Annotated in this window: 18 protein-coding genes; 12 read left to right on the forward strand and 6 right to left on the reverse strand. The window is 74.1% G+C overall.

Annotated elements, in window-relative coordinates; all coding sequences use genetic code 11:
- The first annotated feature begins 64 nt into the window (after positions 1–64).
- The 4 genes from tilS to folE all read left to right on the forward strand — a co-directional run bounded on the left by tilS (position 65) and on the right by folE (position 4,801).
- A complete protein-coding gene (tilS, locus tag IE98_RS0114135; protein ID WP_030268773.1) occupies positions 65–1,189 on the forward strand; it encodes a tRNA lysidine(34) synthetase TilS in 1,125 nt (374 codons plus the stop codon).
- Between the two features lie 63 nt (positions 1,190–1,252).
- Positions 1,253–1,807 (forward strand): hypoxanthine phosphoribosyltransferase, encoded by a 555-nt coding sequence (gene hpt, locus IE98_RS0114140; protein WP_030268775.1) that lies wholly within the window; start codon positions 1,253–1,255, stop codon positions 1,805–1,807.
- A 218-nt stretch (positions 1,808–2,025) separates the two neighbouring features.
- The gene (gene ftsH / locus IE98_RS0114145) at positions 2,026–4,068 is read left to right on the forward strand and encodes an ATP-dependent zinc metalloprotease FtsH (RefSeq protein ID WP_030268777.1); all 2,043 of its coding nucleotides are present in this window, start codon (positions 2,026–2,028) and stop codon (positions 4,066–4,068) included.
- 127 nt (positions 4,069–4,195) lie between these two features.
- A complete protein-coding gene (folE, locus tag IE98_RS0114150) occupies positions 4,196–4,801 on the forward strand; it encodes a GTP cyclohydrolase I FolE (protein ID WP_030268778.1) in 606 nt (201 codons plus the stop codon).
- 103 nt (positions 4,802–4,904) lie between these two features.
- Here the strand turns inward: folE and IE98_RS0114155 are convergent, their stop codons facing one another.
- Complete coding sequence (locus tag IE98_RS0114155; protein WP_030268781.1) at positions 4,905–6,089, reverse strand: alpha/beta hydrolase; 1,185 nt, start codon at positions 6,087–6,089, stop codon at positions 4,905–4,907.
- A 435-nt stretch (positions 6,090–6,524) separates the two neighbouring features.
- On the opposite strand from IE98_RS0114155, the gene IE98_RS0114160 reads away from it, so the two are divergent.
- The 6 genes from IE98_RS0114160 (at position 6,525) to IE98_RS0114185 (ending at position 11,780) form a co-directional block, all read left to right on the forward strand.
- Positions 6,525–8,381, forward strand: coding sequence for a phosphatidylglycerol lysyltransferase domain-containing protein (locus IE98_RS0114160; RefSeq protein ID WP_078661011.1), 1,857 nt, complete (start codon positions 6,525–6,527; stop codon positions 8,379–8,381).
- A gap of 136 nt (positions 8,382–8,517) precedes the next feature.
- Complete coding sequence (gene folP, locus IE98_RS0114165) at positions 8,518–9,372, forward strand: dihydropteroate synthase (protein WP_030268786.1); 855 nt, start codon at positions 8,518–8,520, stop codon at positions 9,370–9,372.
- Positions 9,373–9,445: 73 nt separating this feature from the next.
- A complete protein-coding gene (locus tag IE98_RS0114170) occupies positions 9,446–9,922 on the forward strand; it encodes a nuclear transport factor 2 family protein (RefSeq protein ID WP_030268788.1) in 477 nt (158 codons plus the stop codon).
- Positions 9,923–10,129: 207 nt separating this feature from the next.
- Positions 10,130–10,489: a dihydroneopterin aldolase gene (gene folB, locus IE98_RS0114175; protein ID WP_030268790.1), complete on the forward strand. Its 360-nt coding sequence runs from the start codon at positions 10,130–10,132 to the stop codon at positions 10,487–10,489.
- Positions 10,490–10,529: 40 nt separating this feature from the next.
- Entirely contained in the window at positions 10,530–11,129 is a 600-nt protein-coding gene (gene folK, locus IE98_RS0114180; protein WP_030268792.1) for a 2-amino-4-hydroxy-6-hydroxymethyldihydropteridine diphosphokinase, read from the forward strand.
- 159 nt (positions 11,130–11,288) lie between these two features.
- Entirely contained in the window at positions 11,289–11,780 is a 492-nt protein-coding gene (locus IE98_RS0114185; protein WP_030268794.1) for a DUF3180 domain-containing protein, read from the forward strand.
- A 31-nt stretch (positions 11,781–11,811) separates the two neighbouring features.
- Here IE98_RS0114185 and IE98_RS44570 read toward each other — a convergent pair whose 3' ends face one another.
- A complete protein-coding gene (locus tag IE98_RS44570) occupies positions 11,812–13,368 on the reverse strand; it encodes an alpha/beta hydrolase (RefSeq protein ID WP_052390502.1) in 1,557 nt (518 codons plus the stop codon).
- A 1-nt stretch (position 13,369) separates the two neighbouring features.
- Entirely contained in the window at positions 13,370–13,639 is a 270-nt protein-coding gene (locus IE98_RS44575) for a hypothetical protein (RefSeq protein ID WP_052390503.1), read from the reverse strand.
- Positions 13,640–13,818: 179 nt separating this feature from the next.
- Between IE98_RS44575 and IE98_RS0114200 the strand changes: the two genes are divergently transcribed.
- Entirely contained in the window at positions 13,819–14,898 is a 1,080-nt protein-coding gene (locus IE98_RS0114200; protein WP_159400911.1) for a hypothetical protein, read from the forward strand.
- 105 nt (positions 14,899–15,003) lie between these two features.
- Here the strand turns inward: IE98_RS0114200 and IE98_RS0114205 are convergent, their stop codons facing one another.
- Both IE98_RS0114205 and IE98_RS0114210 read right to left on the reverse strand, forming a co-directional pair.
- On the reverse strand, positions 15,004–15,579 hold the full coding sequence (locus IE98_RS0114205; RefSeq protein ID WP_030268801.1) for a TerD family protein: 576 nt from the start codon (positions 15,577–15,579) through the stop codon (positions 15,004–15,006).
- Between the two features lie 138 nt (positions 15,580–15,717).
- Positions 15,718–16,206: a hypothetical protein gene (locus tag IE98_RS0114210; RefSeq protein WP_030268803.1), complete on the reverse strand. Its 489-nt coding sequence runs from the start codon at positions 16,204–16,206 to the stop codon at positions 15,718–15,720.
- Positions 16,207–16,483: 277 nt separating this feature from the next.
- Here IE98_RS0114210 and arfB point away from each other — a divergent pair, with 277 nt between their 5' ends.
- Entirely contained in the window at positions 16,484–16,918 is a 435-nt protein-coding gene (arfB, locus tag IE98_RS0114215) for an alternative ribosome rescue aminoacyl-tRNA hydrolase ArfB (RefSeq protein ID WP_030268805.1), read from the forward strand.
- Between the two features lie 40 nt (positions 16,919–16,958).
- Here the strand turns inward: arfB and IE98_RS0114220 are convergent, their stop codons facing one another.
- The gene (locus IE98_RS0114220; RefSeq protein ID WP_078661025.1) at positions 16,959–17,486 is read right to left on the reverse strand and encodes a flavin reductase family protein; all 528 of its coding nucleotides are present in this window, start codon (positions 17,484–17,486) and stop codon (positions 16,959–16,961) included.
- Between the last annotated feature and the right edge of the window lie 95 nt (positions 17,487–17,581).

Below are 17,581 nucleotides of genomic sequence, written 5' to 3' on the forward strand. Positions count from 1 at the left end.
TTCCCCGCCCCGCCGCCCCGGGCCGGCCGCCGTCCCTCCCCGTCTCCGTCAAGGAGTGCACCCCGTGGGCCCTCACCCTGCCGTCGCGGCGATACGCCTCGCCGTCCGCCGCACCCTCGCCGACCTCGCGGCCGAGGCCGGCGTCCCCACCGCCGCACCCGTCCGCGCCCCGCGGAGCAGGCCGGCCGCCGCCGCCCTCGTTCCCGCCAGCGCCACCGCCCTGATCGGCAACGCCCGCCGCCACCCCTCCGGGCTGCCGCGCACCCCCGCCGCCCCCGGCTCCCCGCTCGTCCTGGTCGCCGTCAGCGGCGGCGCCGACTCGATGGCCCTGGCCACCGCCACCGCCTTCGAGGCGCCCAAGCTCGGCCTGCGGGTGGGCGCCGTCACCGTCGACCACGGCCTGCAGGCCGGCTCCGCCGAACGCGCCGAGCAGGTCGCCGTCCGGCTGCGCGAACTCGGCCTCGACCCGGTCGAGGCCGTCCCCGTCCGGGTCGGCCGGGACGGCGGCCCGGAGAACGCCGCCCGGGACGCCCGCTACGCCGCCCTCGACGCCGCCGCCGACCGCCACGGCGCGCTCGCCGTCCTGCTCGGCCACACCCGCGACGACCAGGCCGAGACCGTCCTGCTCGGCCTCGCCCGCGGCTCCGGCGCCCGCTCGCTCGCCGGCATGCCCGCCCAGAAGGGCCGCTACCGCCGCCCGCTGCTCGAACTCGACCGCGCGGCCACCCGCCAGGCCTGCTCGGCGCAGTCCATCCCGGTCTGGGACGACCCGCACAACTCCGACCCGGCCTACACCCGCGCCCGGGTCCGCCACGAGGTGCTGCCGGTGCTGGAGAAGCACCTCGGCGGCGGCGTGGTCGAGGCGCTCGCCCGCACCGCCCGGCTCTTCCGCGACGACGCCGACGCGCTCGACCAGTGGGCGGCCCTCGCCGAGCGTGACCTCCGGACGGCGGAGGGCTCGCTGGACGTCGGCCGGCTCGCCGAACTGCCGCCCGCGGTCCGCCGCCGGGTGCTGCGCCGGGCCGCGCTGCGCGCGGGCTGCCCGGCCGGCGACCTCTTCGCCCGGCACCTGGAGAGCGTCGACCTGCTCGTCACCGGCTGGCGCGGCCAGGGGCCGCTGCACCTACCCGGGGGGGTCGAAGCGAGCCGCAGGTGTGGCACGCTGGTGTTTCGGCGGCAGAGCGACTAGCGGCACCACAGGTCGCGGAGCCGCCGCCGACACAGACCCCGAACGTTTGAGGACGTATCCCCGGTGGATCAGAACGACATGGGCGCCGACCTGGCGAAGGTGCTCATCAGCAAGGACGAGATCGACGCCAAGCTGCTTGAGCTGGCCGAGCGGATCGACCGGGACTACGCCGGGAAGGACCTGCTGCTGGTCGGCGTGCTCAAGGGCGCCGTCATGGTGATGGCCGACCTCGCCCGGACGCTGCACTCCCAGGTGACCATGGACTGGATGGCCGTCTCCTCGTACGGGATGGGCACCAAGTCCTCCGGCGTGGTGCGGATCCTCAAGGACCTGGACACCGACATCGCCGGCCGGGACGTGCTCATCGTCGAGGACATCATCGACTCCGGTCTGACGCTGTCCTGGCTGCTCGGCAACCTCGGCTCGCGCCGCCCCGCCTCGCTGGAGGTGTGCACCCTGCTGCGCAAGCCCGACGCCGCCAAGGTGGAGATCGACGTCAAGTACGTCGGCTTCGACATCCCCAACGAGTTCGTGGTCGGCTACGGCCTCGACTACGCCGAGAAGCTGCGCAACCTGCCGTTCATCGGCACGCTGGCGCCGCACGTCTACGGCGGCTGACACCGTCCGGGCGACGGGTGGGAACAGCACACCGTTCCCGCCCGTTGTGCCGAGGTAGGAAAATACGTCGTGCCGTCGTGCTCCCGCCGCGTGCGGGTGGTACTGCGGTACGGTCCAATGAACCGCTCTTCTCATGAGCAGATACCGGATGCGCCGCGGCCGATGCCGCGCAGCGCCGTCGAGTGGCAGGAGGGACGGGGCGGCAACGCCCCGCATGGATGGACGTCAAGCGATACTTCCGTGCGCCGATCATGTGGATCGTGCTGGCCGTCCTCGCCGTCATCGTGTTGATGCAGGTCGTCTCGGACTCGAGCGGCTACAAGACGGCGGACACCGGCCAGGTCATTGCGGCGATCAACAGCAACCAGGTCAAGCAGGCGCAGCTCACCACCGGTGACTCCAACCTGATCAAGATCGAGCTGAAGGACGGCCAGCAGCTGCCGGCCAAGGCCAACGGCAAGGCCCCCAGCGGCAGCAAGTTCCAGGCTTCGTACGTCTCGGACGGTCAGGCGAACGCGATCGCCGACACGCTCCAGCAGTCGTACAAGAACGGCCAGCTGCCCAACAACTACACCGTCACCCCGGAGCGGCAGTCGACCTTCGTCAGCCTCCTGCTGTCGATGCTGCCGATCGTCATCATCGTCCTCGTCTTCCTGTTCCTGATGAACCAGATGCAGGGTGGCGGCTCCCGGGTCATGCAGTTCGGCAAGTCCAAGGCCAAGCTGCTCACCAAGGACACCCCGAAGACCACCTTCTCGGACGTCGCGGGCGCGGACGAGGCGGTGGAGGAGCTCCAGGAGATCAAGGAGTTCCTCCAGGAGCCGTCGAAGTTCCAGGCCGTCGGCGCCAAGATCCCCAAGGGCGTGCTGCTCTACGGCCCGCCCGGCACCGGCAAGACCCTGCTGGCGCGTGCGGTGGCCGGCGAGGCCGGCGTGCCGTTCTACTCCATCTCCGGTTCCGACTTCGTCGAGATGTTCGTCGGTGTCGGTGCCTCCCGGGTGCGCGACCTGTTCGAGCAGGCCAAGGCGAACGCCCCGGCGATCATCTTCGTCGACGAGATCGACGCCGTCGGCCGGCACCGCGGTGCGGGCCTCGGCGGCGGCCACGACGAGCGCGAGCAGACCCTGAACCAGCTGCTCGTCGAGATGGACGGCTTCGACGTGAAGGGCGGCGTCATCCTGATCGCCGCCACCAACCGCCCGGACATCCTGGACCCGGCGCTGCTGCGCCCGGGCCGCTTCGACCGGCAGATCGCCGTCGAGCGCCCCGACCTCCAGGGCCGCCTGGACATCCTCAAGGTGCACCAGAAGGGCAAGCCGATCGCGCCCGACGTCGACCTCTCGGCCGTCGCCAAGCGCACCCCCGGCTTCACCGGGGCGGACCTCTCCAACGTCCTCAACGAGGCGGCTCTGCTGACCGCCCGCTCGGACAAGAAGCTGATCGACAACCTCGTCCTCGACGAGGCCATCGACCGCGTCGTGGCCGGCCCGCAGAAGCGGACCCGGATCATGTCCGACCGCGAGAAGAAGATCACCGCGTACCACGAGGGCGGCCACGCCCTGGTCGCGGCGGCCTCCCCGAACGCGGACCCGGTCCACAAGATCACCATCCTGTCCCGCGGCCGCGCCCTGGGCTACACGATGGTGCTCCCGGACGAGGACAAGTACTCGACCACCCGCAACGAGATGCTCGACCAGCTGGCCTACATGCTGGGCGGCCGCGCCGCGGAGGAGCTGGTCTTCCACGACCCGACCACCGGCGCGTCCAACGACATCGAGAAGGCCACCGCCACGGCCCGCGCGATGGTCACCCAGTACGGCATGAGCGAGCGCCTCGGCGCGATCAAGTTCGGCTCCGGCGACTCCGAGCCGTTCCTCGGCCGTGAGATGGCCCACCAGCGCGACTACTCCGAGGAGATCGCCGGGCTGGTGGACGAGGAGGTCAAGAAGCTCATCGAGAACGCGCACAACGAGGCCTGGGAGATCCTGGTCGAGAACCGCGACGTGCTCGACAACCTCGTGCTGGAGCTGCTGGAGAAGGAGACGCTGAACAAGGAGCAGATCGCCGAGGTCTTCTCCACGATCGTGAAGCGCCCCGCCCGCCCCGCGTGGACGGGCTCCTCCCGCCGCACCCCGTCCACCCGCCCGCCGGTGCAGTCCCCGAAGGAGCTGGCGCTGACCAACGGCGTCGTCTCCTCCCACGAGGCCGCCCCGGTGGACGTCATGAAGCTGCCGCCCGCCGAGGGCTCCACCGAGAGCTGAGCGGCCGCCCGTACGGAATGAATGCCGCGCCCCCGGGGTTTGTACCCTGGAGGCGCGGCATTCGTGCTGCCGGGCCCCGTGCCCGACGAACGGACCCCCACTGGCAATGAGGCAAGCGAGGCCCCGCATGATCGACCCGGTGACTCTCGAGGGCGAGCCCGCCATCGGGCACTTCGACCAGAAGCGCGCGGAGAACGCGGTCCGCGAGCTGCTCATCGCCGTCGGCGAGGACCCGGACCGCGAGGGCCTGCTGGAGACGCCGGCCCGCGTGGCCCGCGCCTACCAGGAGATATTCGCGGGTCTGTGGCAGCAGCCCGAGGACGTGCTCACCACCACCTTCGACATCGGCCACGACGAGATGGTGCTGGTGAAGGACATCGAGGTCTTCTCGACCTGCGAGCACCACCTGGTGCCCTTCCGCGGCGTCGCGCACGTCGGCTACATCCCGGCCACCACCGGCAAGATCACGGGCCTGTCGAAGCTCGCCCGGCTGGTCGACGTGTACGCCCGCCGGCCGCAGGTCCAGGAGCGGCTGACCAGCCAGGTCGCCGACGCCCTGATGCGGATCCTGGAGCCCCGCGGTGCGATCGTCGTCATCGAGTGCGAGCACATGTGCATGTCGATGCGCGGCATCCGCAAGCCCGGCGCCAAGACCATCACCTCGGCCGTCCGCGGCCAGCTCCGCGACCCGGCCACCCGCGCCGAGGCGATGAGCCTGATCGCCGCCAAGTAGCACCCCGCGGCGGCGCCCGCAGCACCCGCGCCGCGGACGTCCGGCGGGCCGGTCACCACCGGCCCGCCGGACGCGTTCCGGGACGGCCCCGGGGCCGCCGCGGCTACTGCCGGGGCTCGCGGTCCGGCGGCGGGGCCAGGTGGTCGCTCATCCACTCCAGCGCCGCGGGCAGCTCCCGCCGCCAGGTCTCGAAGCTGTGCCCGCCGTCGTCCAGGAAGAGCGAGTCCACGGTGAAGTCCTGGTTGTTCGCCGCGACCTGCTGGGCGGTCGCCAGGAACTGCTGGGTCGCCTGGTAGTTGTCCTCCGTCCTGGTGCTGACCACCAGCAGCGCCGCGTGCGGGGCCGGCAGGTTCTTCAGCCGCCAGTTCAGGTCCGACTGCGAGGCGGCCTGCGCGTCGCCGTGGAAGAGGTCGCCGTCCGTCCAGCGGTCGTTCGGCACCTGGTAGTCCGCGTGCAGGGCGGCCGCGTTCGGGAAGGCGTCCGGGCTGCGCATCGCCATCCGCAGCGCGCAGCTCCCCCCGGTCGAATAACCGAACACCCCCCAAGAGGCGGGGGAGTGGCTCGCCCGGTAGGCGGATCTGATCGCCGTCGGGACGTCCTTGGTGAACCAGGTCTCGGAGCGCGGCCCGCCGGCCACGTCCACGCACTCGGTGTTCCGCGGCGGTGCCACCGTCGGCCGGGCCATCACCACGATCGTCGGCGACATCCGGCCCGCCCGCTCCAGCTCCGACACCGTCTGCGGCACCTGCAGCCCCTCCACCAGGTGCAGCGACGGCCCGGGGTAGCCGCCGATCGCCAGCATCACCGGGAACCGTTCGCGTGCGTACTTCGGGACGAAGTACTCCGGCGGAAGGTAGACGAAGACCTGGTCGGACAGCCCCGACTCGGTGCCCGTCACCTTCACCGAGTCGACCCGGCCGACCTCCTCCGGCTTGCCGGCCGGCAGGACGTCCTTCACCGTCTCCAGGCCGCCCTCGGAGGTCGGCTCGACCAGCTTCTGGGAGTCCGGTGCGGCCCCCTTGGCGTGCTCCGAGCTGGTCAGCGCCAGTGCCGCCCCGCCCGGGTGCAGCAGGTCGTTCCACGAGGTGTAGAAGCTGTACGCGTTGTTGACCGAGAGGGCCAGCACCCCCAGCACCGAGACCTGAACCACCGTCAGCAGGCCGAGCCGCCCGAGCACCGCCAGGGGCCGCTGGCGGGCCAGCCGGGGCCACAGCCAGAGGGTCGCGACCAGGCCCGCGGCCGCCGTCGCGATCAGCGAGTACACCAGCGACCTGCTGGTCAGTTCCATGGCGGCGCCTTCCATCGGGCGGGGTGGGGCCAGGGTTCATCGTGCGTTCGCCCACCGACCCGGGCCACCGGGGCTAGCCTGACCGGGCGTCGGATTCCCGCTCCGCCCGGGGTGCTGATCCGGGTGCAACCGAGGCCCTAGAATGCGGCGTCCACCGAGTGCAGTGCGTGAACCACCGTCCCTGCCGCGACGGCCGCTGCGCGCCGTCACCCGCGACCGCCGACCGACCGCCCGGCTCCCTGCCGGGCCGGGCCGGCAGCGGTCACCACCCGTCCCCAGGCACCCCTCGGCCCGGGAGGCGCCCGCCCGGCACACCCGCCGGCGGGACCTTCTTGACCAGCGGATTGCCCGATCAAGGAATAGTCATGAAGGTCCATCACAACTCCTACTTCGGAGTGACAGGACGACCCGGATCAGCCCCTACGCTGAACTTCCATGAGCGTTCCCGTGTCCGTTGAGCCGTCGACCGAGCAGCCCCGCCGAGGCGGGCTGCAGACGCTGCGCACCCAGGCCGCGGCCGTCCCCCGCGCCTGGCTTCCGGGCGTGGTCGGCTACGCCTGCCTGCTGATCGGCCTGCTCGACATCTGCAGCGCCGTCTTCCCGAAACTGCGCCACACCCGGATGCACACCTTCGCCGGGCAGCTGCCGGGCGCGACCACCACGCTCGCCGCGGCGGGCACGCTCATGGTCGGCGTCCTGCTGGTGCTCCTCGCCCACGCCCTGCGCCGCCGCAAGCGGCGCGCCTGGCGCGCGGTCGTCGTCCTGCTGCCCGTGGGCGCCGCCCTGCACCTGCTGCGCTGGCACCAGACCGGCCCCGCCGTGATCTCCCTGGTGCTGTTCGCGGTGATCCTGGTGCACCGCCGCGAGTTCTACGCCAAGGCCGACCCGCGCACCCGCTGGCGGGCCCTCGCCAACCTGGTCGTCATGGGCGTCTTCAGCGTCCTGCTCGGCCTGCTGATCGTGAGCGTCCACCCGAAGTCGGAGATCGGCGACCCGTCGACCCTCCAGCGCCTGCAGGAGACGGTCTACGGCCTCTTCGGCTTCGACGGCCCGATCCACTACGGCTCCGACCGGATCTCCGACCTGGTCGCCTACTCGCTCGGCGCGCTCGGCCTGCTGACCGCGTTCACCTCGGCCTACCTGCTGCTGCGCCCGGAGAAGCCCGAGCCGGAGCTCACCGTCGAGGACGAGGTCAGGGTCCGCGAGCTGCTCGCCCGGCACGGCACCCGCGACTCGCTCGGGTACTTCGCGCTCCGCCGCGACAAGAGCGTGCTCTTCTCGCCCTCCGGCAAGGCCGCCATCTCCTACCGCGTCGTCTCCGGCGTGATGCTCGCCTCCGGCGACCCGGTCGGCGACGTCGAGGCGTGGCCCGGCGCGATCAAGGTCTTCATGGCGGAGGCCCGCGAGCACGCCTGGGTCCCCGCGGTGATGGGCTGCAGCGAGGTCGGCGGCGAGGTCTGGACGCGCGAGGCAGGCCTCGACGCGCTGGAGCTCGGCGACGAGGCGATCGTCGACACCGCCACCTTCTCGCTCTCCGGCCGCGCCATGCGCAACGTCCGCCAGATGGTCAAGCGGATCGAGCGCAACGGCTACTCCTGCCAGGTCCGCCGGGTCGGCGACCTCACCCTGGAGGAGCGCCGGCAGATCGCCGACGCCGCCTGCCGCTGGCGCGGCACCGACACCGAGCGCGGCTTCTCCATGGCGCTCGGCCGCTTCGGCGACCCGACCGACGACCGCTGCGTCGTCGTCACCGCCCACAAGGCCCCGGCCGAGGGCGAGCCGGCCGGCGCGCCCGGCAGCGACCTCAAGGCCGTGCTGCACTTCGTGCCCTGGGGCCCGGACGGCATCTCGCTGGAGCTGATGCGCCGCGACCGCGAGGCCGACCCCGGCCTCAACGAGCTGCTCATCGTCGCCGCCCTGCAGGCCGTCCCGGCGATGGGCGTCAAGCGGGTGTCGCTGAACTTCGCGATGTTCCGCTCCGCCCTCGCCCGCGGCGAGCGGATCGGCGCCGGCCCCGTGCTGCGCGCCTGGCGAGGCCTGCTGGTGTTCCTCTCCCGCTGGTTCCAGATCGAGTCGCTGTACAAGTTCAACGCCAAGTTCCAGCCGGAGTGGGAGCCCCGCTTCCTCGTCTACAAGCAGACCCGCGACCTCCCGCGGATCGGCTTCGCCGCGATGCAGGCGGAGGCCTTCATCACCCTCGGCATGCCCCGCCTGGGCCGCTCCAAGCAGCGCCAGGGCCTCATGCCCGAGCCCGACCAGGCCCGGCTCGCCGCCGTCACCGAGGCGGCCTGACCGACCGGCCGCGCGGCACGGCCCGCACGGCCCGGTCCGCACCACCACCCGCCCGCGGCGGGCACCGACCCCGGTGCCCGCCGCGGGCGCGTTCCGGCGTCCTGATCCGGCCGCCGGGTGGCTCGATAATGGCCCCATGGACAACCTGCCCGGCCTCCCGACCCTCGACCGCTGCGCCGTGATGGGGGTGGTCAACGTCACTCCCGACTCCTTCTCCGACGGCGGCCTGTGGCTCGATCCGGCCGCGGCGGTGGCGCACGGGCTGCGGCTCACCGCACAGGGCGCCGACCTGATCGACGTCGGCGGCGAGTCCACCCGGCCCGGTGCCCGGCGGGTCACCGAGGAGGAGGAGCTGCGCCGGGTCGTCCCGGTCGTCCGCGAGCTCGCCGCCGCCGGCGCGGTCGTCTCGGTGGACACCATGCGGGCGAACGTCGCCGCCGCCGCGGTGGAGGCCGGCGCCCGGCTGGTCAACGACGTCTCCGGCGGCCTGGCCGACCCCGGGATGGCCGAGGTGGTCGCCGCCACCGGCGCGCCCTTCGTGGTGATGCACTGGCGCGGCCAGTCCGCCGACATGGACTCCCTCGCCGTCTACGACGACGTGGTCGCCGACGTCACCGCCGAGCTCACCGCCCGGGTGGCCGCCCTGCTGGCCGCCGGCGTCAAGGAGGAGCAGCTCGTCCTCGACCCCGGCCTCGGCTTCGCCAAGACCTCCGAGCACAACTGGGCCCTGCTCGGCCGGCTCGACGCCCTGACCTCGCTCGGCCGCCCCGTGCTCGTCGCCGCTTCGCGCAAGCGCTTCCTGGGTACGCTGCTCGCCAACCCGGAAACCGGGGAGCTGCGCCCGGCGAGGCAGCGGGACGACGCCACCGCGGCGGTCTCCGTGCTCTCCGCCCGGGCCGGCGCCTGGGCCGTCCGGGTGCACGACGTGGCCGGCACGGCGGACGCCGTACGAGTGGTCGCGGCCTGGCAGCAGGCCGCCCGAAGGGGGTAGGCGTGGCAGGAGCCCGGCAGGAGGCACAGTGCGGGACGACGACGAGGCCGGCCCGCCGATCGGAGGCGGCGCGATGAGCGGCGACCGGGCGGCGGCCCTGGAAGTGGACCGCGAGGCCGTCCTGGCGGCGAACCAGGCGCTCTACGAGGCACTGGAGAACGGCGACCTGGAGGCCGTCGAGTCCATCTGGCTGGGCGCCGGGGACGCCGACGACAAGACCGGCGTGGTCTGCGTCCACCCCGGCTGGCCGGTGCTGCGCGGGCGGGCCCAGGTCACCCGCTCGTACATGCTGATCATGGCCAACACCGAGTACATCCAGTTCTTCCTGACCGACGTCGAGTGCGAGGTGCAGGGCGATGTGGCCCTCGTCACCTGCACCGAGAACATCCTCTCCGGCGGCGAGGCCGAGGAGGAGGGCGAACTCGGCCCGCTGGTCGGCGGCAAGGTCGTCTCCACCAACCTCTTCCGCCGCACCCAGGACGGCTGGCGGATCTGGTCGCACCACGGCTCACCCGTTCTGACCAGCGGAGACGACGAGGACGAGGACTGACCCCGGAGGACGGCCCCGCAGCGTCACCGGAACGGCCCGAAACGTTCACGTCAATCGCCGATCCGGCGTGCGTGGCGCCCCGCCCTGCCGGGTAGACGGTCTGGACCGCGGGCACCCGGAGGTAGATTCGAGGGACTGCGGGCGACGGTGCCCGCCTTCGCCCTGCCCTCGGTCGGGGCCGTCTTCCTGGGAGCAGTGATTCGTTTGCTGGACCGCGTCACCCTGCGGGGCCTGCGTGCCCGCGGCCACCACGGCGTCTTCGAACGGGAGCGCATCGAGGGCCAGACCTTCGTCGTCGACCTCGTGCTCTTCCTGGACACCCGGCCGGCAGCGGCGGGTGACGACCTCACCAGGACCGCCCACTACGGCGTGATCGCCGAGGAGGTCACCGCGGTCATCGCGGGCGACCCCGTGGACCTGATCGAGACGCTCGCCCAGCGCATCGCCGACCAGTGCCTCAAGCACGAGCCCGTCCAGGAGGTCGAGGTCACCGTGCACAAGCCGGACGCCCCGATCACCGTCCCGTTCGACGACGTGACCGTCACCATCCACCGGGGCCGCGCATGACGTGCCGGCTGCCCCGTCCCCGAGCCGCAGAGGGAATCCGATGAGCACCAGCGACCCGACCGCCTCGCCGACCACGTTCGACCTGGAGCGCCGGGTGGACAGTGCCGACTCCACCCTGCAGACCGTCCGCAACGCCGCGATCGCCCTCGGCGCCAACCTCGGCAACCGTCTGGAGACCCTCCAGGGCGCCGTGGACGCACTGGCCGACACCCCCGGCATCAAGGTCACCGCGGTGTCCGGCGTGTTCGAGACGGACGCCGTCGGCGGCCCCGCCGACCAGCCGTCCTACTTCAACGCCGTGGTGCTGCTGCGCACCACGCTGCCCGCCCCGTCGCTGCTGGAGCGCGGCAACGCCGTCGAGGACGCCTTCGGGCGGGTCCGCGAGGTCCACTGGGGCCCGCGCACCCTCGACGTCGACATCCTCGCGGTGGAGGGCGTCCTCAGCGACGACCCGCACCTGCTGCTGCCGCACCCGCGCGCCCACGAGCGCGCCTTCGTGCTCGCCCCCTGGCTGGACGCCGACCCGGCGGCCGAGGTACCCGGCCGCGGCCCCGTCGCCGACCTGCTCAAGGAACTCGGCGGCGAGGACGCCCAGGGCGTCCGCCGCCGCGCCGACCTGCGGCTGCGCCTGCCGGAATAGGACCGCCGCACGGCCCGGCGGACGGGGAACTTCCCCGTCCGCCGGGCCGTCCGTACAGGTGGCGCGCGACGGCCCGGTACGGTGGGCTCGCACCGCCGCACCGCGACGGTCCGTCAGGGACAGCAGTCCGTCGCCACCGCCGGGAAGGACATCGTCCGCGTGAAGCCGCTCCGTCTGCGCCTGCTGCTCGGCATCACCGCCGTGGCGGGGGTGCTGTCCTGGTCCGGGGCCAAGCTCTGGGGTTCGCTCGGCAGCCTGCCGGGCGTGCCGGCCGCGGCACCGCTGGTGCTGGCCGCCGTCGCCGTGGTGCTGCTCGCCACCGCGATCTCGCTGCGCTCGCGGCTGAAGGCGGTCCGCGAGCGGCAGCCGGACGCCAAGGGCGTGGACCCGCTGCACGCCGCCCGCGCCCTGGTGCTCGCCCAGGCCAGTGCCCTGGTCTCCGCGGTGGTCACCGGCCTGTACGCCGGCATCGGGGTCTACCTGCTGGAGCAGCTCGACATCGCCGCCCGCAAGTCACAGGCGCTCACCGCCGGGTTCGCCGTGCTCGCCGGTGCCGCCGTGATGGCCGCCGCCCTCTGGCTGCAGCACATCCTCAGGCTGCCCGAGGACCACAACGGCCAGGGGCACCCGGCCGAGCCCTCCCCGCGCTGACCCCGCCGGCGCGGGCTCCCGGCGCGGGCCGTCAGCGCGGCGGCACCGCGGTCGTCTCCGTCCCCCGCCCGGCGACCACCCGGCCGATGTTCGCCAGTGAGGCGGAGGGCCCGTCCGGGGCCGCGTCGAAGTAGGCGGAGTGGCTGTCGAAGGGGTGCCCGGGATCGCCCGGCGCCACCTCGAAGCGGCGCGCACCGAACCCGGTGTCCGCCGGGTCCCGGCCGAACCACAGCTCGTCCGGGCCGGCCACCTGCCCGACCACCGCGGCCGCCGGGCCGCCCAGCAGCATCCGGCCGGCCACCCCGGTACCGGCCGGCAGCCGGCCGACCGGGTCGTGCTCGGCCACCCCCACGTACACGTGGTCGGCGCCCACCTTCAGCGCGTCCGCCCGGTCCACCCCGGCGCCGGGGCTGCCCACCAGCACCACGTCGTCCATGCCGGCGCCGTCCTGCCGGGCGGCGAGGCCGACGACCAGCGAGCCGTAGCTGTGCCCGACCGCGGTGACGTGCGCCGGCTCCCCCGGCCGGGCGGCCCGCAGCCCGCCCAGGAAGCGGTTCAGGTCGGCCGCACCGTCCTTCGCCCGGGCGTCGCCCGCCACCTGGACGGAACGCAGGTCCAGCCCCTCGTTCGGCGGGGCGTCGTAGCCCAGCCACACCATCGCGGCCGTCGTCCGGCCGCCGCCGCAGCCCGCCGCCGCGGTGCGGATCCGCTCCGCCCGCTCGGCGTCCCCGCGGCCCGCCGCGGCCAGGTCGGTGCCGAAGCCGGGCACGTACACCGCCACGTCGTCCGCGGTGTCCGGGTCGCCGTAGCTGAGCACGGCCCGGCCCTGTCCCTCCGCGCCGAGCACGAGCAGCAGCGGGCCGCCGCCCGCCGGATCGCCGCCGGCCAGCCGGGCGGCGACCGCCCGCAGGCCCTCCCGCACCGGGCCGGGCAGCACGTCCGGATGCTCCAGCAGACGGGACAGCTGCAGCCGGTTGGCGCGGTCCCGGTCCCGGGCCGGCAGCCCGTCCAGGGCGCCCACCAGCTCCGGCCGACCCTCCGTCAGGGCGGCCCGGGCGCCCGGTGCCAGGCCCCGCCACCAGGCGGCGACCTGCTCCGGTCCGGCACCGGGCGGCGGTAGCAGCGCCCGCAGCGCGGCGTTCAGCGGCTCCCACGGGTCGGACAGCCGGCCGAGGCCCGCCACCGCCGCCGCCGGGGTCAGCGCCCGGCCGTCCCGGGCCGTCGCGGCCAGCGCCGCCAGCCGCTCGGCGGCCGCGGCATCGGCCCGCTCGGCCAGCGCGACCGCGCCGGCCGGATCGCCGGGCAGCGCGGCCTGCGCCACCGCGAACGCCTCCGCGGCCTGACGCAGCGTCTCCTGGACGAGCGTCAGCTCCACCCAGGCCGCCTGCAGTCGGCCGGTCGCCCGGTCGACCGCGGCACCCGCCAGATCGGCGGCCCGGCCCTGCCAGCCGGAGCCGTGCACCGGGCCCGCGGTCTGCCGGGCCCATGCGTCGTGGTGCCGCTCCAGCGCGGCGGCCAGGGCGCCGTACGCCGCTGCGGCGGCGGGGAGTTCGCCCGGGCGGGCGGCGGCCAGGGCGGCGGTGTCCATCTCAGCCCGCCGGGGTCAGGCTGCGACGGACGGACTCCTCGGCGGCCGTGTAGCCGTCGGCCGTCCGCACCAGGTCGGCGCCGATCGTGCCGAGGTCGTCCGCGAGCCGCTCGAACAGCCGGTGCCACGCGTCGGCGCAGTCCCGCAGGGCCGCGGCCGTCCGCCAGCCGGGCAGCGCCGCGGCCGCCGCGTCGGCCGGACCGAGCACGGCACGGGCGTCGGCGCGCAGCCGCTCGGCGGTCTGCCGGGCGGCGTGCCCGGCCTCGGTCAACTCGCCTGGATGCACACGGAAACCGGGGGACACGGGCGCCTCGCTCAACGGTCGGAATGACGCCCGTCATGGTAACGGCCCGTGACCATCCTGAAGCGCCGAGTATTTCCGACGGGCTGTCAAGAGCCGAATGAGTGGCGAGGCTGACAGCGCCCCGATTCGCACGCTAGTTTCTTGGCATGTCTCGTGGACGCCACCGTCATTCCTCCGTCCTCGGCCGCTACGCGCCACCCGTCGCCGTCGGTGTGCTCGTGCTCGCCGCCGTGGCCGCACTGGTGGCCACTCCGGATCCGGTGGTGGCGCGTTCGGTCGGTGTCGCCGCCGTCGTCGCGGCCGTCGGGCTGGGCCTCCTGCTGCGCCAGCGCGACCGTGCGGCCCGGGCCGCCCTGCAGCTCGCCGCGACCAGGCGGCTGCGGCTGGAGGAGCGCTTCGAGGAGCAGCTCGCCGAGGCCGAGTACGCGGCCGAGGTCGCCGAGGAGCGGGCCACCCGCTTCGGCCGGCGGCTGACCGCCGAGAAGTCCCGGCTCGCCAAGGCCGAGACCGAGATCGCCCGGCTGCTGCGCGAGCGCGCCGTGGCCGTCGCCGAGCAGGCCATGCGCGAGGCCGAGGCGGCCAAGCGCGCCCAGGAGGCCGCCCGCCCCAAGCACCCCGCCAGCCCGGCCGCCTACGTGCGGGCCGCCGCCGCGCTGCGCCACCTGGAGCGCGTCGGCAACGAGGCGGAGGCCCGCCGCCGCGAGGGCGAGGCCCGGGCCCAGCTGGAGCTCCGGCCGCGGATGCCGGAGCCGGTGCCCGTCGCCCGCCCGCTGCCGGTGCAGCAGCCCGCCCCGGCGGCCGTCCCGGCGGTCCCCGAGCCGGCCGTCGACCGGCCGCTCACCGCACCGCCCGCCCTGCGCCCCCGCACCGGCACCGTCGTTCCCGCCGCCCGCGTCCGGGCGGCCGGGCGGGGCGCCGGATTCAGCTTCTTCGGCCGGCCGGCCACCGCCGCCGCGCTGCGGGCCGCCGCCCCGGCGCCGGCCGTCGGCGACCTGGCCGACCTCGCCGACGTGGTCGGCGAGGAGGCGCTCGCCGAGAGCGTCCGCTACGCGGCGCCCGCCGAGCAGGCCCTGCCGGTCCTGCCGGCCCTCTCGGCCGAGCCGGCACCGGCGCAGCCCGCCCCGGAGGCGGGTGCCGAGCACGGCCGCCCCGAGGTGGTCGACCTGACGCCGCACGAGGACACCGAGATGCTGCAGCTCCCCGAGCTGCGCGCGGGTCGCTCCTGACGGCCCCGGACGCAGGAACGGGCGATGCCCGGGAATCCACTGGATTCCCGGGCATCGCCCGTTCGTGGCGCGCCGGAGATTGACGGACCGGCGGTTGCCGGGACGTCAGACGTTGACGCCGAAGTCCTGCGCGATGCCGACCAGGCCCGAGGCGTAGCCCTGGCCGATGGCGCGGAACTTCCACTCGGCGCCGTTGCGGTAGAGCTCGCCGAAGATCATGGCGGTCTCGGTGGCGGCGTCCTCGGACAGGTCGTAGCGGGCGATCTCGGCGCCGCCGGCCTGGTTGAGGACCCGGATGTAGGCGTTGCGGACCTGGCCGAAGCTCTGGCCGCGGCTGACCGCGTCGTAGATCGAGACCGGGAAGGTGATCCGGGTGACGTCGGCCGGCAGGGCGGCCAGGTTGACGTTGATCTGCTCGTCGTCGCCGGCGCCCTCGCCCGTCCGGTTGTCACCGGTGTGGACGACCGTGTTGTCCGGGGTGGCGGTGTTGTTGAAGAAGACGAAGTGACGGTCGGAGTACACCTTGCCGTCGTTGTTCAGCACGATCGCGCTGGCGTCGAGGTCGAACTCCGCACCGGTGGTGGTGCGGACGTCCCAACCGAGGCCGACGGTGATGGCGGCCAGGCCGGGGGCCTCCTTGGTCAGCGAGACGTTGCCACCCTTGGAGAGGCTCACGGGCATGGTGTGTGTGTCCCTTCGGTCGCTTTTGTTCGGAAGAACGCTGTTCGCGGGGGCCATGGTTCCAGGCCCGGCCGAATTTCTCGTACGAACCGTCGTGCAGCGGCGTGCCGCGGGCGCGCGGGGCCGGCGGGGCGCCGGTCAGATCCGGGGGAAGCGGCCCTGCACGGACCAGATGTTCGGATTGTCGGCCAGGCCCTCGTGCAGGTCCGTCAGATCGGCCAGGACGTCCTGCAGGAAGTCACGGGCCTCGCGGCGGAGCTCCGCGTGCCGGACCACCAGCGGCTCGGCGTCCCGCAGCCAGGTCGCGGTGACCTCCACCCAGCCGAAGCGGCGGGCGAACCGGAGCAGCTCGGTGTTCTGGGTGAAGTCGAGGTCGGCGGTCTGCACGACCGCCGCGCGGCTGCCCTGCGGGTCCTGGTCCAGCTGCTCGGTGACGTCGCACAGCGCCCAGGCGAAGTCCAGCACCGGCACCCAGCCCCACCGGGTCTCCACGGCCTCGCCGTCCGCCTCCAGGTAGACGTCGCCGCAGAACAGGTCGTACCGCAGGCTCCGCACGGGGGCCTGCCGGTAGTCGGTCTGCGGCGGGTCGGGGAAGCGGTTGGACAGGGAGTACCCGAGCTCGATCACCGCCTCATTCTCGCAGGAGCGGGGCGCACCCCGGAGGGCGGTGACCTCGGGGGCCGACGCCGGGGCGTGGGGACCGCGCAGTCCGGGGGTGGCTGTACGGCCTGGTCGGGCCGGGCCCCGGTACGTCCCGTGAACCGCATCCGCAGTGCGCAGTTCCCCGTGCCCCCGGCGTGCGGCCCCCGGCGGTGCTGCCTCCAGGGGTGCTGTTCTCGGCGGGTCCGGCCCTGTGTGCGGTTAACCGCGTGACCCCGGGCCGGTGGGGCGGGATGATGGACGCATGTCCGAGCCCATCCGCGTACGGGGGTCGGTGGTCGTCCCCGACGCCGAGCTCGTCTGGCGCTTCTCGCGTTCCTCCGGCCCTGGCGGCCAGCACGTCAACACCTCCGACACCCAGGTCGAGCTGCGCTACGACCTGGCCGCGTCGGCCGCCCTGCCCCCGGTGTGGAAGGAGCGCGCCCTGGAGCGCCTCGCCCACCGCCTGGTGGACGGCCGGGTGCTGGTCGTCCGGGCCTCCGAGCACCGTTCGCAGTGGCGCAACCGGGAGACCGCCGCCGCGCGGCTGGCCGCGCTGCTCGGCGAGGCGACCGCCCCGCCGCCGAAGACACGCCGGGCCACCCGGCCGAGCCGCGGCATGGTCGAGCGCCGGCTGGAGAACAAGCGGCACCGCGCCCAGCTGAAGCAGGGCAGGTCCCGGGTCCGGCCGGCGGACTGACGGTCCGTCGCGCCGCGGGCCGCGGTGCGGCGGGTGGGGTTCAGGCGAGCCGGCGGTAGTCGCCGCGGAAGTACAGCAGCGGCTTGGCACCGGGCTGCTGCACCCGGGCCTCCAGCACCCGGCCGATGACCAGGACGTGGTCGCCCGCGGTCACCCGCTGCTCGGTGCGGCACTCGACGGTCGCCAGGGCGCCCTCGATCAGCAGGGCGCCACTGTGCTCCCCGCGGCGGTGCGGGGTGTCGGCGAAGAGCAGCCGGTCGCTGAGCCGGCCCTTCATGGCGAACCGGGAGGCGGCGGTGCGCTGCTCCTCGGCGAGCAGGGAGACTGCCCAGGTCTCGGCGCGGGTGAGCACGTCGTCCATCCTGGAGTCCTCGCGGACCGAGACCAGCACCAGCGGCGGCTCCAGCGACACCGACAGGAACGAGGTCGCCGTCATACCCGCGTCCTCGCCGTCCTCGGGGTCGTTGGCGGTCACCAGGGCGACGCCCGCGGCGAGCTGCGAGAGGGCGGACCGGAACTCGTCGGGGCCGGCCGTACGGATGGGCGAGGGTTGCGAGGAGGTGTGCACGTACCGCACGGTAGTCCGCGCCTGCGCGGAGCGGAATCGGGCCCTGGTCGTAGGACCGAGGGCCGGTGCGGGCCGCCCCGGTGCGGTCCGTTGTC

It is taken from the genome of Streptomyces sp. NRRL B-24484, from assembly GCF_000717715.1.
In the GTDB taxonomy this organism is placed as follows: Bacteria; Actinomycetota; Actinomycetes; order Streptomycetales; family Streptomycetaceae; genus Kitasatospora.

Coding starts and splice junctions, on each gene's coding strand:
- ftsH (WP_030268777.1), top strand. CDS start 2,026: ATGGACGTCAAGCGATACTTCCGTGCGCCGATCATGTGGATCGTGCTG.
- folE (WP_030268778.1), top strand. CDS start 4,196: ATGATCGACCCGGTGACTCTCGAGGGCGAGCCCGCCATCGGGCACTTC.
- IE98_RS0114155 (WP_030268781.1), bottom strand. CDS start 6,089: ATGGAACTGACCAGCAGGTCGCTGGTGTACTCGCTGATCGCGACGGCG.
- IE98_RS0114160 (WP_078661011.1), top strand. CDS start 6,525: ATGAGCGTTCCCGTGTCCGTTGAGCCGTCGACCGAGCAGCCCCGCCGA.
- folP (WP_030268786.1), top strand. CDS start 8,518: ATGGACAACCTGCCCGGCCTCCCGACCCTCGACCGCTGCGCCGTGATG.
- IE98_RS0114170 (WP_030268788.1), top strand. CDS start 9,446: ATGAGCGGCGACCGGGCGGCGGCCCTGGAAGTGGACCGCGAGGCCGTC.
- folK (WP_030268792.1), top strand. CDS start 10,530: ATGAGCACCAGCGACCCGACCGCCTCGCCGACCACGTTCGACCTGGAG.
- IE98_RS44570 (WP_052390502.1), bottom strand. CDS start 13,368: ATGGACACCGCCGCCCTGGCCGCCGCCCGCCCGGGCGAACTCCCCGCC.
- IE98_RS0114200 (WP_159400911.1), top strand. CDS start 13,819: ATGTCTCGTGGACGCCACCGTCATTCCTCCGTCCTCGGCCGCTACGCG.
- IE98_RS0114205 (WP_030268801.1), bottom strand. CDS start 15,579: ATGCCCGTGAGCCTCTCCAAGGGTGGCAACGTCTCGCTGACCAAGGAG.
- arfB (WP_030268805.1), top strand. CDS start 16,484: ATGTCCGAGCCCATCCGCGTACGGGGGTCGGTGGTCGTCCCCGACGCC.